This window comes from Neobacillus sp. FSL H8-0543, assembly GCF_038592905.1.
In the GTDB taxonomy this organism is placed as follows: Bacteria; Bacillota; Bacilli; order Bacillales; family Cytobacillaceae; genus Neobacillus.
Genome location: NZ_CP151943.1, coordinates 2,527,501 through 2,551,281, shown reverse-complemented (window position 1 = coordinate 2,551,281; position 23,781 = coordinate 2,527,501). Strand labels below are relative to the sequence as shown.

At 39.0% G+C, this 23,781-nt stretch carries 25 protein-coding genes and 2 rRNA genes (1 of these 27 only partly in view); 1 reads left to right on the top strand and 26 read right to left on the bottom strand.

The genetic code is table 11. The annotated features are described in order from the left end of the window. Window positions 1-55 precede the first annotated feature (55 nt). The 15 genes from NSS81_RS12520 to metG all read right to left on the bottom strand — a co-directional run bounded on the left by NSS81_RS12520 (window position 56) and on the right by metG (window position 15,257). Complete coding sequence (locus tag NSS81_RS12520; protein WP_342433808.1) at window positions 56-691, bottom strand: 50S ribosomal protein L25/general stress protein Ctc; 636 nt, start codon at window positions 689-691, stop codon at window positions 56-58. A 121-nt stretch (window positions 692-812) separates the two neighbouring features. Then, the gene (locus NSS81_RS12515) at window positions 813-1,769 is read right to left on the bottom strand and encodes a ribose-phosphate diphosphokinase (RefSeq protein WP_342433807.1); all 957 of its coding nucleotides are present in this window, start codon (window positions 1,767-1,769) and stop codon (window positions 813-815) included. A gap of 23 nt (window positions 1,770-1,792) precedes the next feature. Continuing rightward, a complete protein-coding gene (glmU, locus tag NSS81_RS12510; RefSeq protein WP_342433806.1) occupies window positions 1,793-3,166 on the bottom strand; it encodes a bifunctional UDP-N-acetylglucosamine diphosphorylase/glucosamine-1-phosphate N-acetyltransferase GlmU in 1,374 nt (457 codons plus the stop codon). Between the two features lie 187 nt (window positions 3,167-3,353). Further along, the gene (gene spoVG, locus NSS81_RS12505; protein ID WP_003347151.1) at window positions 3,354-3,644 is read right to left on the bottom strand and encodes a septation regulator SpoVG; all 291 of its coding nucleotides are present in this window, start codon (window positions 3,642-3,644) and stop codon (window positions 3,354-3,356) included. A 161-nt stretch (window positions 3,645-3,805) separates the two neighbouring features. Beyond that, the gene (locus tag NSS81_RS12500) at window positions 3,806-4,180 is read right to left on the bottom strand and encodes a RidA family protein (protein ID WP_342433805.1); all 375 of its coding nucleotides are present in this window, start codon (window positions 4,178-4,180) and stop codon (window positions 3,806-3,808) included. Window positions 4,181-4,197: 17 nt separating this feature from the next. Beyond that, window positions 4,198-5,016, bottom strand: a complete 819-nt coding sequence (gene purR, locus NSS81_RS12495) for a pur operon repressor (RefSeq protein ID WP_342433804.1) — start codon at window positions 5,014-5,016, stop codon at window positions 4,198-4,200. Between the two features lie 56 nt (window positions 5,017-5,072). Beyond that, window positions 5,073-5,942 carry a 4-(cytidine 5'-diphospho)-2-C-methyl-D-erythritol kinase gene (ispE, locus tag NSS81_RS12490; RefSeq protein WP_342433803.1) on the bottom strand — a complete coding sequence of 290 codons (870 nt, stop codon included), beginning with the start codon at window positions 5,940-5,942 and terminating at the stop codon, window positions 5,073-5,075. A 288-nt stretch (window positions 5,943-6,230) separates the two neighbouring features. Then, on the bottom strand, window positions 6,231-6,416 hold the full coding sequence (locus NSS81_RS12485; RefSeq protein ID WP_342433802.1) for a small, acid-soluble spore protein, alpha/beta type: 186 nt from the start codon (window positions 6,414-6,416) through the stop codon (window positions 6,231-6,233). Window positions 6,417-6,814: 398 nt separating this feature from the next. After that, the gene (locus NSS81_RS12480; RefSeq protein WP_342433801.1) at window positions 6,815-7,078 is read right to left on the bottom strand and encodes a Veg family protein; all 264 of its coding nucleotides are present in this window, start codon (window positions 7,076-7,078) and stop codon (window positions 6,815-6,817) included. Window positions 7,079-7,281: 203 nt separating this feature from the next. Beyond that, entirely contained in the window at window positions 7,282-8,166 is an 885-nt protein-coding gene (gene yabG, locus NSS81_RS12475; RefSeq protein ID WP_342433800.1) for a sporulation peptidase YabG, read from the bottom strand. Between the two features lie 743 nt (window positions 8,167-8,909). Further along, window positions 8,910-9,788: a 16S rRNA (adenine(1518)-N(6)/adenine(1519)-N(6))-dimethyltransferase RsmA gene (rsmA, locus tag NSS81_RS12470; protein WP_342433799.1), complete on the bottom strand. Its 879-nt coding sequence runs from the start codon at window positions 9,786-9,788 to the stop codon at window positions 8,910-8,912. Further along, window positions 9,785-10,342 carry a ribonuclease M5 gene (rnmV, locus tag NSS81_RS12465; RefSeq protein ID WP_342433798.1) on the bottom strand — a complete coding sequence of 186 codons (558 nt, stop codon included), beginning with the start codon at window positions 10,340-10,342 and terminating at the stop codon, window positions 9,785-9,787. Before rnmV ends, rsmA begins: the two co-directional genes overlap by 4 nt. A gap of 637 nt (window positions 10,343-10,979) precedes the next feature. Further along, on the bottom strand, window positions 10,980-12,158 hold the full coding sequence (locus NSS81_RS12460; protein WP_342433797.1) for a ubiquitin-like domain-containing protein: 1,179 nt from the start codon (window positions 12,156-12,158) through the stop codon (window positions 10,980-10,982). 238 nt (window positions 12,159-12,396) lie between these two features. Next, window positions 12,397-13,164 (bottom strand): TatD family hydrolase, encoded by a 768-nt coding sequence (locus tag NSS81_RS12455; protein WP_342433796.1) that lies wholly within the window; start codon window positions 13,162-13,164, stop codon window positions 12,397-12,399. 131 nt (window positions 13,165-13,295) lie between these two features. Continuing rightward, window positions 13,296-15,257 (bottom strand): methionine--tRNA ligase, encoded by a 1,962-nt coding sequence (gene metG, locus NSS81_RS12450; RefSeq protein WP_342433795.1) that lies wholly within the window; start codon window positions 15,255-15,257, stop codon window positions 13,296-13,298. 451 nt (window positions 15,258-15,708) lie between these two features. Here metG and NSS81_RS12445 point away from each other — a divergent pair, with 451 nt between their 5' ends. Further along, the gene (locus NSS81_RS12445) at window positions 15,709-16,017 is read left to right on the top strand and encodes an AbrB/MazE/SpoVT family DNA-binding domain-containing protein (protein WP_342434010.1); all 309 of its coding nucleotides are present in this window, start codon (window positions 15,709-15,711) and stop codon (window positions 16,015-16,017) included. A gap of 37 nt (window positions 16,018-16,054) precedes the next feature. Here the strand turns inward: NSS81_RS12445 and rsmI are convergent, their stop codons facing one another. The 11 genes from rsmI to NSS81_RS12390 form a co-directional block, all read right to left on the bottom strand. Beyond that, entirely contained in the window at window positions 16,055-16,936 is an 882-nt protein-coding gene (gene rsmI, locus NSS81_RS12440; protein ID WP_342433794.1) for a 16S rRNA (cytidine(1402)-2'-O)-methyltransferase, read from the bottom strand. Window positions 16,937-16,989: 53 nt separating this feature from the next. Next, window positions 16,990-17,733, bottom strand: coding sequence for a tRNA1(Val) (adenine(37)-N6)-methyltransferase (locus NSS81_RS12435; protein WP_342433793.1), 744 nt, complete (start codon window positions 17,731-17,733; stop codon window positions 16,990-16,992). A 61-nt stretch (window positions 17,734-17,794) separates the two neighbouring features. Continuing rightward, entirely contained in the window at window positions 17,795-18,166 is a 372-nt protein-coding gene (gene yabA, locus NSS81_RS12430) for a DNA replication initiation control protein YabA (protein ID WP_342433792.1), read from the bottom strand. Between the two features lie 13 nt (window positions 18,167-18,179). Beyond that, window positions 18,180-19,007 (bottom strand): stage 0 sporulation family protein, encoded by an 828-nt coding sequence (locus NSS81_RS12425; protein WP_342433791.1) that lies wholly within the window; start codon window positions 19,005-19,007, stop codon window positions 18,180-18,182. Further along, a complete protein-coding gene (holB, locus tag NSS81_RS12420; RefSeq protein WP_342433790.1) occupies window positions 19,000-20,007 on the bottom strand; it encodes a DNA polymerase III subunit delta' in 1,008 nt (335 codons plus the stop codon). The genes NSS81_RS12425 and holB overlap by 8 nt, the downstream gene beginning before the upstream one ends. A 30-nt stretch (window positions 20,008-20,037) precedes the next feature. Continuing rightward, window positions 20,038-20,367: a cyclic-di-AMP receptor gene (locus tag NSS81_RS12415; RefSeq protein ID WP_342433789.1), complete on the bottom strand. Its 330-nt coding sequence runs from the start codon at window positions 20,365-20,367 to the stop codon at window positions 20,038-20,040. A gap of 117 nt (window positions 20,368-20,484) precedes the next feature. Then, window positions 20,485-21,120, bottom strand: coding sequence for a dTMP kinase (gene tmk / locus NSS81_RS12410; protein ID WP_342433788.1), 636 nt, complete (start codon window positions 21,118-21,120; stop codon window positions 20,485-20,487). Between the two features lie 20 nt (window positions 21,121-21,140). Next, window positions 21,141-22,580: an aminotransferase class I/II-fold pyridoxal phosphate-dependent enzyme gene (locus tag NSS81_RS12405; protein WP_342433787.1), complete on the bottom strand. Its 1,440-nt coding sequence runs from the start codon at window positions 22,578-22,580 to the stop codon at window positions 21,141-21,143. A 95-nt stretch (window positions 22,581-22,675) separates the two neighbouring features. After that, entirely contained in the window at window positions 22,676-22,906 is a 231-nt protein-coding gene (locus NSS81_RS12400) for a sigma factor G inhibitor Gin (RefSeq protein ID WP_342433786.1), read from the bottom strand. A gap of 322 nt (window positions 22,907-23,228) precedes the next feature. Next, window positions 23,229-23,345: ribosomal RNA gene (gene rrf, locus NSS81_RS12395) — 5S ribosomal RNA — on the bottom strand. An 81-nt stretch (window positions 23,346-23,426) separates the two neighbouring features. After that, window positions 23,427-23,781, bottom strand: a 23S ribosomal RNA gene (locus tag NSS81_RS12390) (it continues 2,583 nt past the right edge of the window).

The following is a 23,781-nucleotide window of genomic DNA, read 5'->3' as shown; positions in this document are numbered from 1 at the left end:
AATAGTTTTACATTGAGAATTGACTCACTGCAGCGCCTAGGGGCTGTTCCTACTTTTACTCACCAATAGGCTTTGTTTCTCTTCCCTCTTCATTATCCGGGTGACCTGGTTCTTGTTGTTCACCAGAATTTATTTCTTCTTCTTGCTTCGGCGGAAGGATGGAAGCAATCACTTCATCTTCTTCATGGTTGATTGTAAATGAACCTTGATAAAGAATATCTGAAATGGCCAACGTTTCTCCTACCTGTAAGTTTGTAATATCCACCTCAATCTGCTGTGGTATCTCACTAGGAGTAGAAGTAATTGAAAGTTCATGAAGAGGCTGCTGGAGGACACCGCCATCCTTCACACCGGCTGCATCACCCGCAAGAACTAGTCTAACGGAAACGTTGATCTTTGATGATTTATTAACAGCTAGAAAATCTGCATGGATAATTTCTCTTTTGATAGCATCCTCTTGATAATCTGTTAAAACAACATCTTGTTTAGCACCATTAACATCCATAGAAATGATTCCGTTTCTGCCTACATCACGGATGGTTTTTATTAAATCAATCGAATTGACAACCACTGATTTATTTTCCACCTGTGCCCCATATATAATTGCGGGAATATTACCTGTTTCTCTTATTTTCTTTAATGCTGAATGACGGAATTCATTCCGCTCCTTTGCTTGTAAAACAGTACTCATGATTCTAGTCACCTTCCTATTTTAGTTCATAAATAGTCCTATCTAAAAATTGCCCTAAAACAGGAAGGTCTAAACATTTTTCATAGCAGTTTCGCTTAAAAAACTTAAATTACTTTTTGAATTAATCAAATAATGTGCTGACAGATTGCTCTTCGTGAACACGGATAATCGCTTCACCAAGTAACGGTGCGACTGATAGATGCACAATCTTTTTTGAGCTCTTCTCTTCAGAAAGGTGAATGGAATTCGTCACAACTAATTCTTTAATTTTTGAGTTTTCGATTCTTTCAATTGCTGGTCCTGATAATACAGGATGTGTACAGCAAGCATAGACTTCAGACGCCCCATTTTCAACCAATGCGTTCGCAGCAAGCGTGATTGTCCCAGCGGTATCAATGATGTCATCGATTAATATCGCAATTTTCCCTTCAATGTTACCAACAATGTTCATTACTTCTGCAACATTTGGTCTTGGACGGCGTTTATCTATAATTGCAATCGGTGCTTTTAGGCGCTCAGCCATTTTCCTCGCTCTTGTTACCCCCCCATGATCTGGAGAAACAACGACGATGTCACCATTTAACTCTTTATTATTAAAGTACTCTGACAAAATTGGCACTCCCATTAAATGATCTGTTGGGATTTCAAAGAAACCTTGAATTTGAGGTGCATGCAAGTCTAAACAGATGACACGTGTTGCACCAGCAGTTTCAAGGAGGTTTGCTACTAATTTCGCCGTAATTGGCTCACGTGCACGTGCCTTGCGATCCTGACGGGCATAACCATAATATGGCATAACAATATTAATCGTTTTTGCTGATGCTCTCTTTAAAGCATCAATCATGATTAATACTTCCATGATATTCTCGTTTACAGGCGAACTAGTTGATTGAATGACATATACATCACAGCCGCGAATACTTTCTTCGATATTTATTTGAATTTCTCCGTCACTAAATCGAGTGACAGATGTCTTTCCTAATTCCACTCCAATTACCTTTGCAATCTCTTGTGCCAGCGGTAAATTTGAGTTTAGACTGAATACTTTTAAATTAGGATCTAAGTACTGATTTGACATTGTTGGCCTCCTGAATCAATCGCTTATTTTTTTTTATTGAGCTTATCAACGTAATTTTCCTTATTTACCTGCTGAGCACGTGCAATGGACAAAGCCTTGCCTGGGACATTTTTTGTGATTGTAGACCCTGCTGCCACATACGCACCTTTTCCTACTGTAACAGGAGCAACAAGATTAGAATTACAACCAATAAAGACATCATCTTCAATTTTTGTTAAGTATTTGTTTTTACCGTCATAATTAACAGTAATCGATCCACAGCCAATATTTACATTACTGCCTACTTCAGCATCGCCAATATAACTTAGATGCGATGCTTTACTGCCTTTTCCAAAAGCAGCCTTTTTTATCTCAACAAAATTCCCGATTTTCACTTCATCGCTGATTGTTGATTCCGGTCGAATATGTGCAAATGGTCCAATATTCACGTGATTACCAATAAAACTATTATGGGCTACTGATTGGCGGATGACTGTTTCATCACCAATCTCACACGTGTCAATTTCTGTATTTGGCCCAATTTGACTGCTTGTTCCAATTACCGTTTTCCCTTTTAACATTGTACCTGGGAGGATTATAGTATCCTGCCCAATAACAACATCTGTGTCAATATAGGTGTTGGCAGGATCAATGATCGTCACACCATTTCTCATATGGAATTGATTTGTTCGAGCACGCATAATTCTCTCTGCTTCTGCTAAAGCAACACGATCATTTACACCTAATGTCTCTTCAAACTCATTCGTTTGGTATGCTGTAACCACTTCACCTTGTTTTTTTAGTATTTCAATTACATCCGGCAAGTAGTATTCACCTTGTACATTTTCATTAGAGACGTTCTTTAATGCCTCAAACAATGCAGCATTATCAAAGCAATAGGTACCAGTATTAATTTCATCCACCGTACGTTCTGCTTCTGTTGCATCTTTATGTTCAACAATTTTTTCAACAATACCTTCTTCATCCCGAATAATTCGGCCATATCCCGTTGGGTCCTCTATCCTTGCAGTAAGGATAGTAGCTTTTGCAGATAATTTCTGATGATGGACGAATAGTGACTCCATAGTCTCTGCTGTAATTAGAGGGGTATCACCACAAACAACAATGGTTACGCCTTCTTTCCCAGCAAGTATAGTTTGCGCCTGCATCACAGCATGTGCAGTCCCTAGCTGCTCTTCTTGGAGTACGTAATGGCTTTCGTCCCCTAGTTGGGATTTTACCTTTTCAGCACCATGGCCGATAACTGTTACCATTTCTTGTATATTAAGCTTTGTTATTTGATCCACAACATGTTGTACCATTGGTTTTCCGCATACAGGGTGCAGCACTTTATAAAGCTTCGACTTCATCCGCGTTCCTTGCCCAGCGGCCAAAATCACAGCGAAACGATTAGACATGAACTAGCCTCCATTTTTACCTTTTTATCCATTAAAAATATTAACGTAATTAGCTTGTCTTTTCAAGGAATGAAGTAGAAGTATTGGAATTTGTTATTTTTAAAATTTTCCAAAGGGGGATTTAAAAAGGGGATTTAAATAAAAAAAGAGCACTACTTATGTAGTAGGCTCTAGTTGTATTTGCGATTTAGGAAGCTCCTGCTTCTTCAAATTCTACTTCCAATTCACCTAAGCGGTGGTATTCCGCCAATACAGCCTCTTGGATTTTACCGCGTGTTCCCGAATTGATTGGATGCGCAATATCACGAAATTCTCCATCAGGAGTACGTTTACTTGGCATTGCAACAAATAAACCATTATTTCCGTCAATAACCCGGATGTCATGAACGACAAATTCATTATCCAAAGTGATTGATGCGATGGCTCTCATACGTCCATCCGTGTTAACGCGGCGTAATCTTACGTCTGTTACTTCCATGTGCTCACACCCTTTTCTCATTGTAAAAAGCTAGTGTATTACATTCTACAAAAAAAAATTTATTCCTTCTTTTGTTAGAAAACTTTTTTAAAATATTAGGGCAATTTAGTGAACATATGTAAATAATATACAGAAACACCGTTTCAGTAAAAAAAACTCGATTATTTGACGAGTGCTACTACCTCAATTTCAATGAGTACATCTTTTGGCAAACGTGCCACTTCTACACAAGACCTAGCGGGCTTATGTGCGGAAAAATATTCGCCATACACTTCATTGATCGCGGAAAACTCATCCATATTTTTAATAAATACCGTTGTTTTTACAACAGTTTCTAACGAGGCTCCCGCCGCCGCCAAGACAGCTTTAAGATTAGTAAACACCTGATGCGTCTGGGCTTTAATGTCACCTTCTGCAAGGCTTCCCTCAGCTGTTAATGGGATTTGCCCAGAGCTGTAGAAGAGATTATTTACAATAATACCTTGTGAGTAGGGTCCAATTGCTGCTGGTGCTTTATCTGTAAATACCACTTTCATGTCATTTCCTCCGTCACCTATTTAAAATAATTTCCTTCTTTTACACGAATTATTTTTTCTTTTACGTCTACTTCGGTCAGTTGGACAAGTGATAGATATTCATCACCCACTAAGCGTTCTTGAATTTTTTCTGCTTCTACTAGTACAGCAATACCAGCTAACTGGGCATTAAATTCTTCAAGTAAACTAATCATGCCTATAACGGTGCCGCCAGCCTTCATAAAGTCATCGACAATTAACACATTTGCTCCTTGCGGGATACTTCTTCTTGAAAGGACCATTGGTTGTATCCGTTTGGCTGACCCCGACACATAATTTATGCTTACAGTCGGTCCTTCCGTCACCTTACTGTCTCTTCTAACGATAACAACTGGAGCATTTAACTGGCTCGCTACGGCATAAGCAAGTGGGATTCCTTTTGTTGCAACCGTCATAACTACATCAATTTTTGTCTCAGCATAGGAAGAGGCAATGATTCGTCCTGCCTTTTGGACAATCGAAGGGTTACCTAATATATCGGTTAAATATAGGTAGCCCCCAGGTAATAGTCTGTCAGGCTTTGCAATTAACTCACATAATTCATTTACAAACGGCTTTGCTTGCTCATTACTTACTTTCACAAAAAACTTTACTCCTCCAGCCGCCCCAGATACTGTTTTCAGTATGCCGATACCTCGTTGTTCAAATGTCTCTTTAATAATCGCTAAATCTTCACTAATAGATGACTTTGCTGAAGTGTAGCGTTCGGCAAAGAAGGTAAGCGATACCAACTGGCGCGGATGGTCAAGCAAATAGTTTGTCATATCTATCAATCGTTCACTCCGGCGAAACTTCATAACAAACCCCCAAAAAGACGAATATTCTATTATAAGAATATCATTATTGTACGTATTTAATCAAGAGTATGCCGTTCCCCCAACATTCTTACCGCAAAAACTTGATCACAAAAACCCCTCAGACCATTATAAATCCGATGCATTCTTGAATCATGCTGGACAATTCCAAACACGGTTGGCCCGCTGCCGCTCATTAACACCGCATCAGCACCGAAACGCTTCATTTGATCCTTAATTTGCGCTACTTCAGGATGGAGGTTTAAGGTTACTTCTTCTAAGACATTGCCTACATTATTGCAGACGCTCTGATAGTCATTGTTTTTAATTGCTCCTGCCATCTCTTTAATGTTAGGATGGTCCATTTTCTCTAATTCTAGCCGTCGATAAACTTCCGCTGTTGATACACCAATAAAGGGCTTGGCAAGTATTACCCAGCAGGTTGGAGGGGCTGGAAGCTCAGTAATGATTTCCCCTCTTCCTTTCGCCAGAGCCGTCCCGCCATAAACACAAAAGGAAACATCTGAACCTATTTCAGAGCCCATTTCAGCTAGTTCATCCATCGTTAATCCTAAGTCCCAAAGTTTATTTAATCCTCTTAGTGTAGCAGCAGCATCACTGCTTCCTCCGGCAAGTCCAGCTGCAACAGGAATTGTTTTTTCAATGATAATTTCAACGCCTTTTTCAATATTAAAACGATCCTTTAATAATTTTGCTGCCTGATAGGCCAAGTTTCGCTGGTCATCAGGTACATACCGGTTATGGGAAAGAATATGTATTTTATTTTCTTCTAATAATGTCAGTTCTACACGATCCGCCAAATCAATCGTTGTCATTATCATTTCTACTTCATGAAAACCATCAGGACGTTTATATAAAACATCCAATGATAAATTAATTTTGGCCGGTGCTTTTACTAAAACCTTCACAACAAACACCTACTTTTTTAAAGTCAAGCGTAAGCCTATGGCCTTTCGCTTCTTTTCCGCATTCCACATTTTGTCCTATTTTACCACAAAAGGATAAAACTAAGACGTGTCAATATGACAATCCTATCAATTAAATTATTTTATCACTAATTTTTATGAATAAAAATAGATAAATGGCTCCGTAAAGGGAAAATAAAGGCCAGGGTGGCTTCTGCTCCCTGGCCTTGCCGCAGTAATTGATTTGTTTAACGAATAGAAGTAGTATTGGAACGTTGTATAGGTTGTTCCTTAAGATTTATTGCTGTTATTCAATAATTGTTGTTCGGCTAGTTCAATGGCTCTTTTAACCATATTTCCTGCATCCTTTGCTCGAATGCCGCCCCATCCGTCTTTTTGAACGACATCATAAAAACCAAGCTCTTTTGCTAGTTCTTCTTTAAATTGTTCTGACATGATGCCTCTTCTTCTGCCCATCAAAACAACCCCTTTTTATTACATACGGCATTATTAGTATGGGATGGCAGCGTATTTTCATTAATCCATAATTAAACATTTAAATCTTGGTTCTTAAACTTGGCTGTTGATTAGAGCTCCAGATGCTTCGCTTTCCGCAGGAGGTCCGGGGAGCCTCCTCGGCGCTAAAGCGCCTGTGGGGTCTCCCCTGCCCCTTACTCCTGCAGGACATTGAATAAGCTTCCTAGAGTCGACACCGCACGAAGGAAATGCGGTAGCATTTTCGAGGAGTCTTTCGCACCTTCCGCTCTAATCAACAGAGTTTGCAAACCTTCAATTAGTTTCAACATCCCAAAATTTTTTTGACAGCAAAAAGCAGTAAACAATTGCTTGTTTACTGCTTGATATTTGCTTATATACTAGCTTAACGCTACATTTCCTGATGCATCTTCGTAGAATGTAATTTGAACTGTTTCAGTTAACACATCAGCATAACTATAAGAAACACGTTCAAACGCATTTTCATCTTGATCTAACTCAATTACAAAAACTGATGGGTACGTTTCGGCTAATATACCGGATCGTTCAATTGTTTTTCTACGTCCGCCATTTGCCTTTAGTAACAATCTTTTTCCTAAATTTGAATCAAGAGCCATTTTTATATCGGCTAGAGTTTTTGGCATTCGCTCCACCTCACTGTATAAAAGTATATCACACTGACATAGTAATTGTCAAACAAAACCTAAAATTATATCAGTATGACAAAAAGATTGTCAATATGTTTTCTTCTACTTTTTCTACCAAATTTCAACATACCTATCGTTACCTTAATTAGGTGGAATTATGTGTCCATTAAAAAAATAAGCCCTTATCTGTTTAAAAGGGCTTAAGACTCTTCTACTGAGGCAGGATTATATGGCATTCCTGTACGTAAAACCCCTTTCGTTTCAATGCCTCCAAGCCCTTTTTCACCTGTTAGTGTGTTCCTCAATACATCCCAGACATTAATTCTTTCCATGAACGGGGTAAAGCTGATTTTTGCAACTATATATACAGGGTCGAGTGCATGAATATTAATTCTTGAAGGAGAGCTAGCAAAATTTGCACCTGCATGGATGAGGGATTCAAAATGGGATTGGCACGCCCCTGCAAAAATGACGAGTTGGTCTAAATGAGGGATTTTTCTGCGCGCAGCTCTGACCGTTTGAACAAAATGTTTCGAATGACGGTAGGCATTAATATCCGTCATCTTCCCTTTTGCTTTTGAATAGGCATCATGACCTGTAATGACCAATATATCCGGTCGGTAATAATCAATAAGTTCATCAATTTTATTTGGCATTTCTTTTTCATTGCAATGAATGCCATACACAGGAATGCCAATCTTTTCGTATAGTGTCATACACTTTTTTAAGTAGTCAGGATCACCATCAATATGGAGAACCCTTCCCGGCAACTGAAAATAATTAGCGGAATTTACATAGCCTCCCGTGATATCATATTCCTGCCTTTGCTTTAATAAATCTACATCCTGTGCAAATAAACGGTAGGACTGTTCTTCAAGTGTTTGATATTTCCTTGTGATTTTGTTTCTTACATTCTGATTGACCACTATTAAATCATCATATGGTGCATCCGCCACTAAGCGAAAGTCCTCACCGTATAAGACCGCAACCTTCTGGCCGTCTATTTCTTGTATATCAATAATACGGAACAGAATATCACAGTTATATGATCGCCTGCCAACAATATCCGTTCGTTTTATATCCACAGCTGTCACTCCAATTAGACCAGCATATAGGCCCTCCAAATAAAGTTTCTCTCATAGGCTATGCAACTACCTGGATATTTGTGATTAAAAGCCTGCATAGGAGTGTATTTAGTGAACCCTTCTTAAGGACAAATCTCCAACACCACTCATGGCTTTTGTCCTCCATACCCCTTCTTGAGGACAAATCTCCAACACCACTCATGGCTTTTGTCCTCAATACCCTTTCTTAAGGACAAATCTCCAACACCACTCATGGCTTTTGTCCTCCATACCCCTTCTTGAGGACAAACCTCCAACACCACTCATGGCTTTTGTCCTCAATACCCTTTCTTAAGGACAAATCTCCAACACCACTCATGGCTTTTGTCCTCAATACCCTTTCTTGAGGACAAACCTCCAACACCACTCATGGCTTTTGTCCTCCATACCCCTTCTTGAGGACAAATCTCCAACACCACTCATGGCTTTTGTCTTCCATACCCCTTCTTGAGGACAAACCTCCAACACCACTCATGGCTTTTGTCCTCAATACCCTTTCTTAAGGACAAATCTCCAACACCACTCATGGCTTTTGTCCTCAATACCCCATTAAAAGGTCATTCTTCTCGTTGTTTTGCCATTCAGAACAAAAGACCCCGAGCCCCTAGGATCTTGCGCTAGATTCAAAGAACTATTTCAAAGGGGATAACCACACTAAAATTCTTTTAGTTATCTAAACGATAAAAAAAAGACCTGTAAAAGGTCTAGTGGAAGTAAGTATATAATTCATCACTTAATCGGCCAAACTCCTCTAAGGAAAGTGTTTCTCCTCTTCTTGTCGGCTCGATGTCAGCTGCAGATAATGCAGATAAAATTTCCTCTTTCTTCTGCTTTCCATCTGGCAATTGGCTTGTGAGATTATTAAGTATTGTTTTCCTTCTTTGCGCGAAGCTTGACCTTGTCACTTGGAAAAAGAAGTTTTCATCTTTAACTAACACAGCAGGCTTTTCTCGTCTTGTTAAACGGATAACAGCAGAATCCACATTCGGCTGCGGGACGAAAACAGTTTTCGGTACAATCATTACTGTTTCTGCGTGAGTATAATATTGAATCGCGATAGAAAGTGATCCATACTCCTTTGTACCCGGGCTTGCTGAAATTCGGTTAGCTACCTCTTTCTGGAGCATAACTACGATTCCGCGGATTGGCAGTTGTTCCTCAAGCAGTTTCATGATAATTGGAGTCGTCACATAGTATGGTAAATTTGCCACGACCATTAAATCATCCATACCAGCAAATTCTTGATCAATGACAGCTTGAACATCCGCTTCTAATACATCTTTATGAATAATTTTTACATTTTCATAAGGTGAAAGCGTATCAGATAAAATCGGCAATAATCTCTGGTCAATTTCAAAAGCGACTACTTTTTTGCTGTTTCGGGCTAGCTGTTCTGTGAGCGCACCAATTCCAGGTCCAATTTCAATCGTCCCCGTGTCCTCCCCTATTTCTGCAAAATCAACAATTCTCTGTAAAATATTCGTATCGATTAAAAAGTTTTGGCCAAGGCTTTTCTTAAAAGAAAAACCATATCGTTCGAGTATCGCCCGTGTTCTAATCGGGGTAGCAATATCCTTATTCATCCTTTTTCCTCCTGCATAACAACAGCTAGCGCTTCGGCGAATTCCTGTTTGCTGATTTGAAACATCATTAACCGTTTATGTAGCTGTTTCCCGTTGGTATAACCAATTTTTAATTGCTTTCCCAGTAGGATCCTTCGTTCTTTTGAGCCCTCTCCACCAACGAGCCCAGCGGTCAGTAAATCCTCTTGGGTAATTTCCTCCGTTATTGTATCACTCATTAACTGAACGTCGCTCAGCGCCTCCCTAATGGCCGTTAGCGGAGCATGTTCAACACCTAACCCTTTGCCGTTTTTGGCAATTGCATTCTCCTTCGATAGAAAAGCATGTTTACAGCCAGAAACCTCTTTACTTATCGTATTTCTTATTTTTTCACCTGGAAAGTCTGGATCGGTAAAAATAATGACCCCTCTTGTTTCCTGGGCCCGTCTAATTTTCTCAATCGTTTCCTGATTAATAGCAGAACCATTTGTCTCAATCGTATCCGCATCTACAGCCCTTTTTATCGCTGTCGTATCATCCTTACCTTCCACCACAATAATCTCTTTAATCTTCATCTCTTCCTCCAGTAACCCACGTGGAAATGTTTTTTCATTGTTGAACTTCCCTGTTGATTGGAGCTCCAGCCACTTCGCTTTTTAGCGGGCAGTCCGGGAGCCTCCTCGTCGCTTCGCTCCTGCGGGGTCTCCCGTGACTTGCTCTTCCCGCAGGACATTGAATATGCTTCATTGAATAAGCACCGCACGAAGGAAATGCGTAGCATTTTCGAGGAGTTCTTCGTGCCTTCCTCCAATCAACAGAGTACAAAGTTAGCAGTAAACTGAAACATGCCACAGCAAAAAAAGTAATAATAAACTTTAGAAATATTTGAAACATTTTTGTAATGTCCATCGTCTATATTAACGAAAGCATTCATATCATTTAGAAAAGCATATGTACGATGTAAGTATAAAGAATTTCAGGGAAAAAGCAAAATGCAGAGGAATAACCCCTGCACATGTTTGACTATAGCTCTTTTCGTAAAGCTTGTTGTAAAAACCCAAAAGCCGGTTTTTACGTTTATATTGCTATTTGGCACTTCGAATAAGTTTGCAAGCACTTTTCTCTAAAGAAATTAGCTTATTTAGATGAAAATAGCTCAATATCCCATTATTTTGAACTAAATAGTAACAAGGTTTGAGAAAAGAGCCTTGCTTATTTTAAAATCTTAATTTTCGCTTTCCTGACACCCCAGCGAAAGGCTTCTGCTTTCGTTGGAAAATAGACATCAATTTTATTCCCCTTAATGCTTGAACCTGTATCACCGGCTATCGCATAACCATAGCCTTCCACAAAAACCTTTGTTCCCAGCGGAATAACACGCGGGTCAACTGCAATAATTTTTATGTTAGGGTTAGCTCGCAGATTTACTCCCGTTGCCGTTATTCCTGAACAGCCATTACAAAAAGCTGTATAGGCGGTCGTATTTACGTAAAATTCGGTTCCTGTCTCTTCTCCGCGGGAAACTTGAACATTCAATTCCTTTGTACCGACAGCCACAACTTTATCATGTTTTTCTCTAATCTGCTTCTCACTAATAATTGTTCGGGATACTTCTTTGCCATTTTCATAAATCACTTCATATCTTCTAGTAACAAGACCCGGTTTGCCTGATGTAATTGTCTTTTCTTGCCCTGCCTCTAAACTTTCGTCCTTCTTGGTAATGACTGCATACTGAACTGGTTCTTCCACTACATCGGTGACCTTTTCTACTCGTATAACGTTGATTGCCTCATCCTTTTGGATGGTCTCTGTTAATGACGGTTCAACCCGGTCAAATTCATTAAGCCTTATCCCTTGTTGTGTTAAAAAGTCAGCGACCGTAGTCGAAGTGGACCAAACCTTTTGCTCTTTTCCGCCGTCAACGAATGTTAGATGAACGGCAATATCAATGCCAATTTTCATCTTATTTTTTATTTCTGTTTTCGGACTTTGTGAAATTTCATCATGTTCGTTCAATACAATTCCTTGCTCTTTTAAGAGCCCCTCAACCGTACCGGCTGTAGTCCAAATCGTTTTCTTCTCGTTGCCTTTGACAATTTGAACCTGTTTTGCTTGTGTCCAAACAACCTTTTGGTTATTTTTCACCTTGGCATCAGCCGCGGGGTACAAGTAGTCCTTTGAGTTAACTGGTATATCCAGTTCAGCGATTAATTCCTTAATCGTATTGGCATGTGTTTTTACCACTTTTTGTTCGCCGTTAAGAGTAAGTGCAACAGTATTCTTAGACCCTTCATAGTAAAAGAAACCTGAAGTCGTTGCTAAAACTACAAAACTAGCAAAAGCGATCGCCAATCTTTTTTTACTCAAAGAATTGGAAAACAGGTTTTTCATGTATTGGATTACGATGAAAAACGCCTCCTTCTCTCGGAGAGATTATTGAAAACCGTGCTGTCGGCTGTCAACCCTTGCATTTGTGTGTGAACGTATTTCCTATTATGCATAATAATGGGAAAGTTGCAAAGGGAAACTTCTCGACACGGTTATCCTATGAGAATTAGGAGACATGTAGAACTTTAAGTTAATTCAAATTTTATGGACAAGCTTTTCTTAAATTCGACAAGCTTATCTATCAATAAATGTCGAATAATTTTTTGGCATTACCTGTGGTTACACGTGCAACTTCCTCAAAAGATACCCCTTTTATCTCGGCAATTTGCTCGGCAACTAACTTTACATAACCTGGTTCATTGCGCTTTCCTCGATAGGGGTGCGGTGCTAGATAGGGACAGTCTGTCTCAATTAACAGCTTTTCTAATGGAATGGCCGCTGCAACTTCTTTTGGTTTTTTGGCGTTTTTGAATGTGACCGGACCGCCGAGTGAGATATAAAAGTTCATTTTTAGACATTCTTTGGCAACCTCCGGGCTTCCGCTGAAGCAATGCATGATTCCGCCAACCTCGGCTGCGCCTTCCTCCTGGAGAATTTGTACAATATCAGCTGTTGCCTCCCGATTATGAATAACAATTGGCAGCTTTACTTTTTTAGCCAATCGAATTTGTTTACGGAAAACATCCTGTTGAATGTCTTTTGGGGACTTATCCCAATGATAATCTAAGCCCATTTCGCCAATCGCCACTACCTTTGGGTGCGAAGCAAGTTCTTCAATCCACTTTAAGTCTTCGTCTGTCATATCAATGGCATCGACTGGATGCCAGCCCACACACGCATAAATAAACTCATATTCCTCTGCAAGGACCATTGCCTTTTGGATTGTTGGACGATCAAACCCGACTACAACCATATAGGATACGCCTTCCCTTTTTGCCCTTTCAATGACTTCCTCAAGATCTTCATTGTATTGTTCTGCATTTAAATGCACATGTGTATCAAATAGCATGTATATTGCTCCCTTCACATACATATTGCTGTCGAATGTTTGATAATAAGATAGAAAAGTCTCGAAAAATGTTACACGTGGAACATTAATTATTCAAAAAACGGAGGGAAGCCCCTCCGCTGATGGTGATATTATTTTACCTTTGATCCATTTGGCAGGGTTTGATCAACCGTAGCCAGCGAGAGCGCGCCGTCTTTTGAACCCGCTAAAATCATCCCTTGTGATAATTCGCCGCGAAGTTTTACTGGTTTTAGATTGGTAATGCAAATGACCTTCCGCCCTACTAATTCTTCGGGTTTATAATATTGGGCGATCCCGGAAACAACCTGTCTTTTTTCATAACCAAGATCTAACTGGAGCTTCAAAAGCTTATCCGCCTTTTTGATGGGTTCAGCCAGAATTACTTCAGCCACCCTTAAGTCAATTTTCATAAAGTCATCAATTGCGATTTCATCAATCTCTTCAGGCTTTTCTTCTTCTTTCTTTTCCTCAGCAGCTGGTGCAGATGTGCCCGTCATTTTTTCCTTAATAAAAGCAACCTCATCTGCAAGTTCGAGTCGAGGGAACAATGGATTTGCCTTTTTAACCTTTGTGCCTGCAGGAATGGCTCCGAAATTCTCTAAGCTTTCCCACTCTTTTAGAGCATCCTCGTTAATACCCAATTGTTCAAAGATTCCATGAGGTGTTCTAGTTAAGAACGGTTGCAGCAGGATTGCTATTCTCCTTAATGATTCAGCCAAGTGTACCATAACACTAGAAAGTTCACCTTTACGTTCCTCTGATTTTGCTAACGTCCATGGTTGTGTTTCATCAATATACTTATTTGTCCTACTCACGAGCTGCCAAATGGAAGTTAATGCGACCGAAAACTCCATCTTTTCCATTGCATCCTCGTATTTAGTAACCGTTTCGTAATTCATTTGTAGCAATGAAGCATCAAATTCACCTTCAGAACCGGAATACTCAGGAATGACACCTCCAAAGTACTTCTCAACCATTGCTACCGTCCGATTTAACAGATTACCAAGGTCATTTGCCAAATCGAAATTAATCCGTTCCACAAATCCTTCTGGAGTAAAAACGCCATCAGCTCCAAAAGGCACCTCACGTAATAAGTAATAACGAAGTGCATCCAAACCATAGCGGTCAATCAACGTGACAGGGTCAACAACATTGCCTTTTGACTTAGACATCTTCCCATCCTTCATTAACAGCCATCCATGGGCGAAAACCTTTTTAGGAAGTGGAATATCCAATGCCATGAGCATAATTGGCCAATAGATGGTATGGAAACGGACAATCTCCTTGCCTACAATATGAACATCTGCCGGCCAATAATTTAAATACTTACTATCGTTTTCAGTACCATATCCTAGAGCTGTAATATAATTTGATAAAGCATCGATCCATACATAAATCACATGCTTAGGATCTCCAGGAACTTTAACGCCCCAATCAAAGGTCGTTCTAGAAACTGCTAAGTCCTCTAAACCAGGCTTGATAAAGTTATTAATCATTTCATTTTTACGCGACTCCGGCTGGATAAACTCTGGATTTTCTTCATAGTATTGCAGCAGACGGTCGACATATTTGCTCATTTTGAAAAAGTACGACTCTTCTTTAACTTTTTCTACTGGTCTACCACAATCAGGGCAATTCCCTTCCTCAAGCTGACGATCTGTATAAAAAGACTCACAAGGAGTACAATACCATCCTTCATACTTATCTAAATAAATATCTCCTTGCTCCAACAGTCTGGCAAAGATTTTTTCAACTATTTGCTTATGCCTCTCCTGGGTTGTCCGAATAAAGTCATCATAAGAGATATCAAGTTTTCCCCATAAATCCTTAATACCTTCAACAATTTCATCTACATATTGCTGTGCAGTAATACCTTTTTCTTCGGCATTGCGCTGGATTTTTTGCCCATGTTCATCTGTACCCGTTAAGTACATAACATCAAAACCGCGTAATCGTTTATACCTAGCCATCGCATCACCTGCAACGGTAGTATAAGCATGACCAATATGTAATTTTCCGCTCGGATAGTAAATTGGAGTGGTGAGATAAAACGTCTTTAATTTTTTTTCCATTTGAAATCCTCCTAATATAAACACCCATATATCCATTAAATCAGTATTGCCTTTTTTAATCCTCTTATATCATCAAAATATACCTAAAAATCAACAATTATGCAATTAAACCTCTTTATTGTAAACTAAGAAAATTATTTCTCGCTAACACCCATAAAACTAGTTTAACTTATGAATCTTATAAATAGGAACAAAGGTTTATGTCGAATTTTGTCGATATTTATCATTTATTATTATTATCCAATTTCCAATTATTTTTCAACTATTTCCTACTTGAGTTAAGCCTCTAACAAGTAAACGCTTGCTAAATCAACACTTTAACAAAAAGGTAAATTTACCAATAATTATTTAAAAGAAAGTAATTGACGAATATGGGAATGGCTGGTATTATTAATTTATAAAAATATTGTCGAATAATGGCGAATATAGACATAAAGAAATAAACTATAATATGAGTTTAAGAGGAGAGTTAAATATGAAATCTACAGGTATTGTCCGTAAAGTTGATGAATTAGGCCGTGTGGTTATTCCAATCGAATTAAGACGTACTCTAGGTATTGCAGAAAAAGATGCGCTTGAGATTTATGTTGATGATGAGCGTATTATTTTAAAGAAATACAAGCCTAATATGACTTGCCAAGTAACTGGTGAAGTTTCTGATAATAACTTAACACTTGCAAACGGTAAGCTAATCCTTAGCCGTGAAGGTGCAGAACAATTAATTTCAGAAATTCAAAGTCAGTTTGAATTAGCTAAATAATTTTTAAGAGCTTCTCCAAAATTGGAGAAGCTCATTTTTATTCTTGTTCGACATGATAGGCTTGGTACACTTCTCTTTTCGTTTGCCCCCGATCTATTGCTGTTTGTTTTATGGCATCCTTAGATGACACCTTCTTCACTGTCATATAGTGATTTACATGCTCTGTTATAGAAAATGATTCCCACCAACTAATCTCATCTTCCAGCAAGGAATCATCGGCACCTTCAAGGATGATACAAAATTCTCCGCGGACTTCATCTTGATTCGCCCACTCCATTGTTTCTTCAATGGTTCCTCTAATGAATTCCTCAAATTTCTTTGTTAACTCCCGGCACAGTGCTATTTTCCGATTACCGAGTATTTCAAGCATGATCGCTAATGTTTCTTTTAAACGATGGGGAGATTCATAAAAAATAAGTGATGCCTTTTGTTTCTTCAAATTTTCTAACTCCTGCCGCTTTTCCTTCTTATTTCTATTCAAAAATCCATAGAAGTAAAAGGGCTGGCAGCTGATCCCAGAGGCAATTAGTGATGTGAGAGCTGCGTTTGCACCTGGTAATGGAACAACGGTAATCTTTTCGCTGATTGCCGCTACGACTAATTCATAACCAGGGTCAGAAATCGCTGGCATTCCCGCATCACTAACTAATGCTATTTTTATGCCACTTTTCAGCTTCTGAATCAATTTATCACCACTAGTTTCTTTGTTATGATCATGATAGCTGACAATTGGTGTGTTAATTTCAAAGTAATTACAAAGCTTTTTTGTATTTCGTGTATCTTCAGCAGCCATTAAGTCTGCTTCCTTTAAAATTCTAACTGCCCGAAAACTCATATCCTCTAAATTACCGATTGGTGTTGGAACTAAATAGAGAATTCCCTTGTGCTCCTCATTTTCAAAGCTTTTCTGTTGCCACATTATATCCACCCGTTTCTTCCATGTAAAAACGCTATTTTTTTCTTCTAAGTTAATTACTTCTCACCATATAAAATCTCTCTAATCTCAGGTGTATATTCATTCGCCTCATTATATACATAGATTGGCGGAAGAATTTTTAAATCCGGACTTCCATCCTTTATTGCTTCAATTAATAAAGTATTTGCTTCTTTGCCGAGCTTCGGATAAACAAACTGAATTCTCTTTGGTTCAAGACGGTATTGACGCATTAACTGAATGATATCCATCAACCGTCCAGGTCGGTGGACAAAAGCAACCTTACCTCCTTGCCGGACGAGTTGACTAGATACCTTTATTGCATCCTCTAGTGTACAAAGTATTTCATGTCTAGCAATAGCTAAGTGTTCGTTGGGATTAATTTCCCCCTTAGGGGGAGTCGTAAAATAAGGAGGATTACAGGTAACTACATCAAATTTCCCAAAACCTATTTCCATTGGTGTGTCCTTGATGTCACCGTGAATCATATGTATCTGTTCTGTAAGATTATTATATTCGACACTTCTTTTAGCCATATCATATAAGCGAGCTTGTATTTCCACACCAGTAATCTTCCCTCTAGTACGGGCACTTAGAAATAATGGAATTACCCCATTTCCGCTGCAAAGGTCAATTAAGTTTCCTTTTTGAATGGGAACATACACAAACCTTGCAAGCAAAACGGCATCTAATGAAAAAGCAAAGACTGAGGGGCTTTGGATAATCCTTAAGTTTTCAGCCAGCAAATAATCCAGCCGTTCATCGTCTTTTAACTTGACCATAAAAAATCCTTCCCCTCTATTGTAAGAAAATAGAGGCTGATTGGAGTCAGCCTCTTCATGTTTATTTCTTATTAAGGAAGGAAAGGCAAAATAAACAATCGCCTTCCTTCCGTAAGCTTCCAAAATGGAGATTACAAATATGGAAACCTTCTTGATAAAGACGAGCCAGGTTATCATAACCTTCACCCACATCAATCACTTTATCCGCTGATGTTGTGCGAGGGTTTGTCCCTTTTTTATTTTGCTCTTCTTTCTTTTCCTTTTCAGTGGTTAAATCTAAACGGCGCCTTAGATGTTCATTTTCTAACTTTAAATAATGATTCTCTTCTAGTATTTCGGCTAATTGCTGCTTTAATTCTCCAAGCCTTTGGTATAGATTACCAATTTGTGTTTCCATATTACTAACTGAATCGAATATCTCTTTTTTATCCACGGCTTCCACCTCATTAATCTGTGGATTGTATAGAAAAGGCACCCTCTTTATTGATTTCATCCAAAGTATACTCCAGTACTTGTTCCAATTCCTTTACTTCTACCTGAAGTAAACGTTCTAAAATATTTAAGCCAACCACTTTCCCTTTACCTTGCGGAGTAACAATTATTTCTCCTAAATCCGGCAGCAGTCTCTTTGCTTCTTCATACTCATCATTTTCATATTTTAAACAGCACATGAGTCGACCGCATAATCCAGATATTTTCGTAGGATTTAAGGAGAGATTTTGATCTTTTGCCATTTTAATGGATACAGGATCAAAGTCACCTAAAAATGTAGAACAGCAAAGCATCCTTCCGCACGGTCCAATCCCGCCAAGCATCTTTGCCTCATCCCTAACGCCAATTTGACGCAGTTCGATCCTTGTCCGAAAAATAGCTGCTAAATCCTTTACTAGTTCACGGAAGTCTACCCTTCCATCCGCCGTAAAGTAAAAAATGATTTTATTCCGATCAAATGTATATTCAACATCAACTAGTTTCATATCTAATTGGTGTTCATTCACCTTTTCATTACATACATCATATGCTTCCTGTGCAGCTTGTTTATTTTCATCAACAATCATTCGATCCTTTTGTTCTGCGATTCTAACTACCTTTTTTAACGGAAGAACAACATCATTGTCATCCACTTGCTTACGGGCAACGACAGCTTTGCCATATTCAACACCCCGAACAGTTTCAACAATCACAAAGTCATCCTTCTGAATGGAGAGGTCTCCTGGATCGAAATAATAGATTTTACCCGCTTTTTTAAAGCGTACTCCTACAACATCATACAAATGAAGATCCCTCCTGCAATTTTAACACAAGCTCTTCCATCATCAGTTGCGGATTCATGTTCGCCTGAAGCTTTCTCTTGGCTTCTAGAATGGCAGACATTTGTTCCGATAAGCGCCGTCCTGATGACTTTAGTGCAAAAGGTCTTAACCTCTCCCCTTCAGCCTTGAAGATAATCTGCTCCTGCTTGTCTAATTGTATATATAGTAAATCCTTAAAAATAAGAAGTAAAAGATCTAACCCGCGATTAACCTGTTCTTTATCTTTAAAGTGCTGTGACCAATCTCCTTGAAGCGTTACCATTGCTTCCAAGGGGTTTTTAGTTAGCACCTCATACAATTTTAACACTATTTTTTGGGCTTGTGCAAACCAATCATCGACATTTAATTCATATGCCTCATCAAGACTATTTGTCACCTGCGCTAACAATGGTGCCTTTAGCGGATTTACACCGTTTTCCACCAGTTGATCAATCATTGATTGTGGAGATAATGGTTTGAATGACAGCATTTGGCAACGGGAAAGTATGGTTGGTAATATTTGCTGAGGTTGTTCAGTCAACAGAAATGCTACAGTTTGAGAGTTTGGCTCCTCAAGAAACTTTAGTAAACTATTTGCTGCATTGACACTCATTTTATCAGCATGATTAATCATATAAACCTTACGGGCTGACTCTACGCCCTTCTTTGTAAACTCTTCTTGTAGGTCTCTAATTTGCTGTACTTTTATAGAAAGTCCATCTGGATCTACCTTATGCACATCAGGATGGTTCCCACTATTAATCCGACGGCAATTATTGCATGCCTCACACGGTTTGTATTCTTCAACAAGAGCATCACAAAAAAGTGTTTTTGTAATTAGCAGGGCAAGATCCTTTTTCCCTGTCCCTTTGATACCCTCAAGTAAGTATGCATGGGCAACTCTGTTTTTACGAATACTGTTTTTTAACATCTTTAATACAGTTGGCTGCAACTGTTCTAGTTGATCCCATGTTTTAACCATACTCATCACTCACTTACTTAGTAAAATCAATTAAAAATGCAGAAATTGCTCAATTGGCAAGACAAACACCGTTGCTCCGCCCACTTCGACTTCGACAGGATATGGCACAAAAGCATCCGCATTCCCACCCATAGGCGAAACCGGGGCAACTAATTGCTCTCGTGATTTACAGTTATCTTTAATTATCTGTAAGGCACGGTCAACGCGGATATCCTCTGTACCAATCATAAAGGTGGTATTACCGGATTTCAAGAAACCGCCTGTGGACGCAAGCTTTGTCGCTCTAAAATTATTCTCAACCAACGCCTTTGATAATCTGTTGCTATCTTGGTCCTGAACAACAGCAATAATAAGTTTCATCCAACCATCCCCTTTTCGCGAAAATACTCTCTCCCTATATTATAACAGGTATTGCTTCCTCAAGACATTGTATTCATCCAGGAGGATTTTTGAAATTAGATATAAAAATAAAAAAGCCTATAAAAAAGGCTTTCTTTGAGTTAAGGTACGATCTAGAATCCTGATTGTTTGATTGAAAACCTCTTCAATTGACCCTGAAGCATCGATTTTTACCATTCGATCTGCAAAGCGATCTAAAAGAAGATGGTATCCTTCTCTAACCTTAGTATGGAACTCGAGGTTTTCTAAATCTAAGCGATTAATTTCTCTTCCTTTATTGCTGCTAATCCGTTTTAGACCTTTTTCTGGCTCGATATCAAAATAGATTGTGAGGTGTGGCATCATTTGTTCTATTGCAAATTGATTAATCGTTAATACCTCATCAATCCCCAGACCGCGTGCATGTCCCTGATAAGCTAAGGAACTATCGACAAAGCGATCACACAAAACCACCTTGCCAGCCTCCAGAGCAGGCTTTACCTTTTCAACGAGATGCTGCCTTCTTGCTGCAGCGTAAAGGAGCGCCTCTGTCCGCGGGTCCATTGCTGTATTTTCTTTAGCTAGAATAACATTCCTAATTTGTTCCGCAATATCAATACCACCCGGTTCCCTAGTTACCAGTGCATCTTTTAACTGGTTTGCCACCATTTTAAGGATGGTTGTCTTTCCCGCACCATCTGGGCCCTCGAATGTAATAAAAACTCCTGTTGTCATTACCTTATAACCTCCAAAAACTATCTTGTCCAAAATACCTTTATTAATTCTCTGTCCAAAGAGGAGCCTCCTTGAAACCTTGCACCGCTTTTCATCAGCGCGTTTAGCTGTTTGACTGCTATGTCCGTAATAAGTTCCCCCTTTAATAGCAGTGGAACTCCAGGGGGGTAAGGTATGATGGTTTCAGCACATACTGTATCGACTGCATCCGTGATTGGTACATCGCTTACTTCCAATGAAAACATTAATTCGTATGGAATCGCTAACCCTTTAATCTTTTCTCTACTGATTGGAACTTCTTCCGTACTGAAATGTAAAGGTAAATTAGCTAAAACACTTTTTATTTTTTCTAAAGCCAATCTATGAGGATAGCTTTGTTTTTCCTTTAATAAAGGCATGATAAATAATACATTATTTGTATCTGCCAGTTCAGTATAGATTCCTTTTTGTTCAAATCTTTTTTGAAGCTCAAACCCGCTTAATTCATTTCTTGACTGAATCGTTACTTTTAATTGGTCACCCTGTGAATTTGGGTATTCTAACACATTTATGCTTGGGATCTGTTTTAATTCTTGCCTAAAGTAATTAACTTCTTCTATTAGATAGTTAATATCCTTACCCTCATACATAGCTAAATATTGCCTTGCTAAATCAAGGGATGCCATTATTGGGTAGGAGGGACTGCTCGATTGTAAAATTTGCAAGTAGTCCTTAAGCTTACCTAAATTAATTCGATCACTATTAATATGCAAATAGGATCCCATTGTCATCGCCGGCAGAGTTTTATGAGCTGACTGCACCACCGCATCTGCCCCTAAGCTGACCGCTGAAGAAGGAAATGGATCATCAATGATAAAATGCGCACCATGTGCCTCATCAACTAATACAGGGATATCATGTAAATGTGCATGGCTAATTAAGCCCTTTATATCATATACCATCCCGTAATAATTAGGGTACGTTAAAATAAGTGCCTTTGCCTCAGGATAGAGACAAATTGCCTTTTTTACCGTATCTAAACTAACATTAGCAGCTACCTTCCAGATTGGGTTAAATTCTGGCTCTAAAAAGATCGGTCGAGCCTTTGCAAGCTTGATGGCATTTACTACTGACTTATGGCAGTTTCTTTGTACCAGTACAGTATCATTTTCCCTACATGATGCCATAATCATAGCTAAATTCCCTACGGTAGAACCATTAACAAGAAAAAAACTTTGCTTTACGTTATAAAGGGAAGCTAAAAGTTGCTCTCCCTCTCTTATCACTCCTTCAGGCGAGTGCAAATCATCCAATCCTGATAATTCAGTTACATCCATTTCCAGAAACGGCTGGTAAAATTCATTTGCCTCATGCTGAAAAATTTGTCCGTTTTTATGACCTGGGACATGAAAAGAAATCGGTTTATTTTTAGTATGTTTAATTAAAGCTTGATATAAGGGTATTCTCTTCTGATCTTCCATTTTAATCATCCTTTTAAACGTCTCATCTATAATAACAAAAAATATACTGCTCTACCCCATTTCATTGCAAAAAAATAAAGCCCTAAAAGGACTTATCAAGTAAAAATCTCTGGTGTTGTTATTTTTTTTAGTTGTTTAAGGAAATATTTATATTTCGGGTCATGTGTTTCTGTATGAATTAAATCCCGTTCACACTCTGTGCAGATAAATGCGGTATATAAATGGATACCTTTTGGTTTTAGAGCCTCACAAATAACGCATGTTTCATGATACTGATTATGTGCTGCTGAACTCAATCCCACCACCTCCACACCTATTGTTTCCATTATAATTAAATTGTATACAATTTTTAGAATAATCTTCTCCCGGCCATTCCCCGTTATTATCTTATGTAACAATTACCGATTGGGTGTATGTCTAGTAACGATTTCTTTAAAAACACTTCGTACTTTTTTAATATTTTCCTATATTTTTCTGGGACAAAACGGTGATATTAATATTTTATTTGCCACTCTATGTGTTTTATTTGCCACTCTATGTGTTTTATTTTCCACTTTATGTGTTTTATTTGCCACTTTATGTGTTTTATTTTCCATTCCCCTTTGGACACAAAAAAAGAACAACCCAAATCAGGTTGTTCTTCGTTTTGCCTGGCAACGTCCTACTCTCACAGGGGCGCCTGCCCCAACTACCATCGGCGCTGAGAAGCTTAACTTCCGTGTTCGGTATGGGAACGGGTGTGGCCTTCTCGCCATAATTACCAGACTATTTAATTAGAGAAAATTTTCATTCCCTCAAAACTAGATAATGCTCAAAGAAGAAAGTAAAACAAGTTCGCCTTAAAATATGGTTAAGTCCTCGAACGATTAGTATCAGTCAGCTCCACACGTCACCGTGCTTCCACCTCTGACCTATCAACCTGATCATCTTTCAGGGTTCTTACTAGCTTGACGCTATGGGAAATCTCATCTTGAGGGGGGCTTCATGCTTAGATGCTTTCAGCACTTATCCCGTCCGCACATAGCTACCCAGCGATGCCTTTGGCAAGACAACTGGTACACCAGCGGTGCGTCCATCCCGGTCCTCTCGTACTAAGGACAGCTCCTCTCAAATTTCCTGCGCCCACGACGGATAGGGACCGAACTGTCTCACGACGTTCTGAACCCAGCTCGCGTACCGCTTTAATGGGCGAACAGCCCAA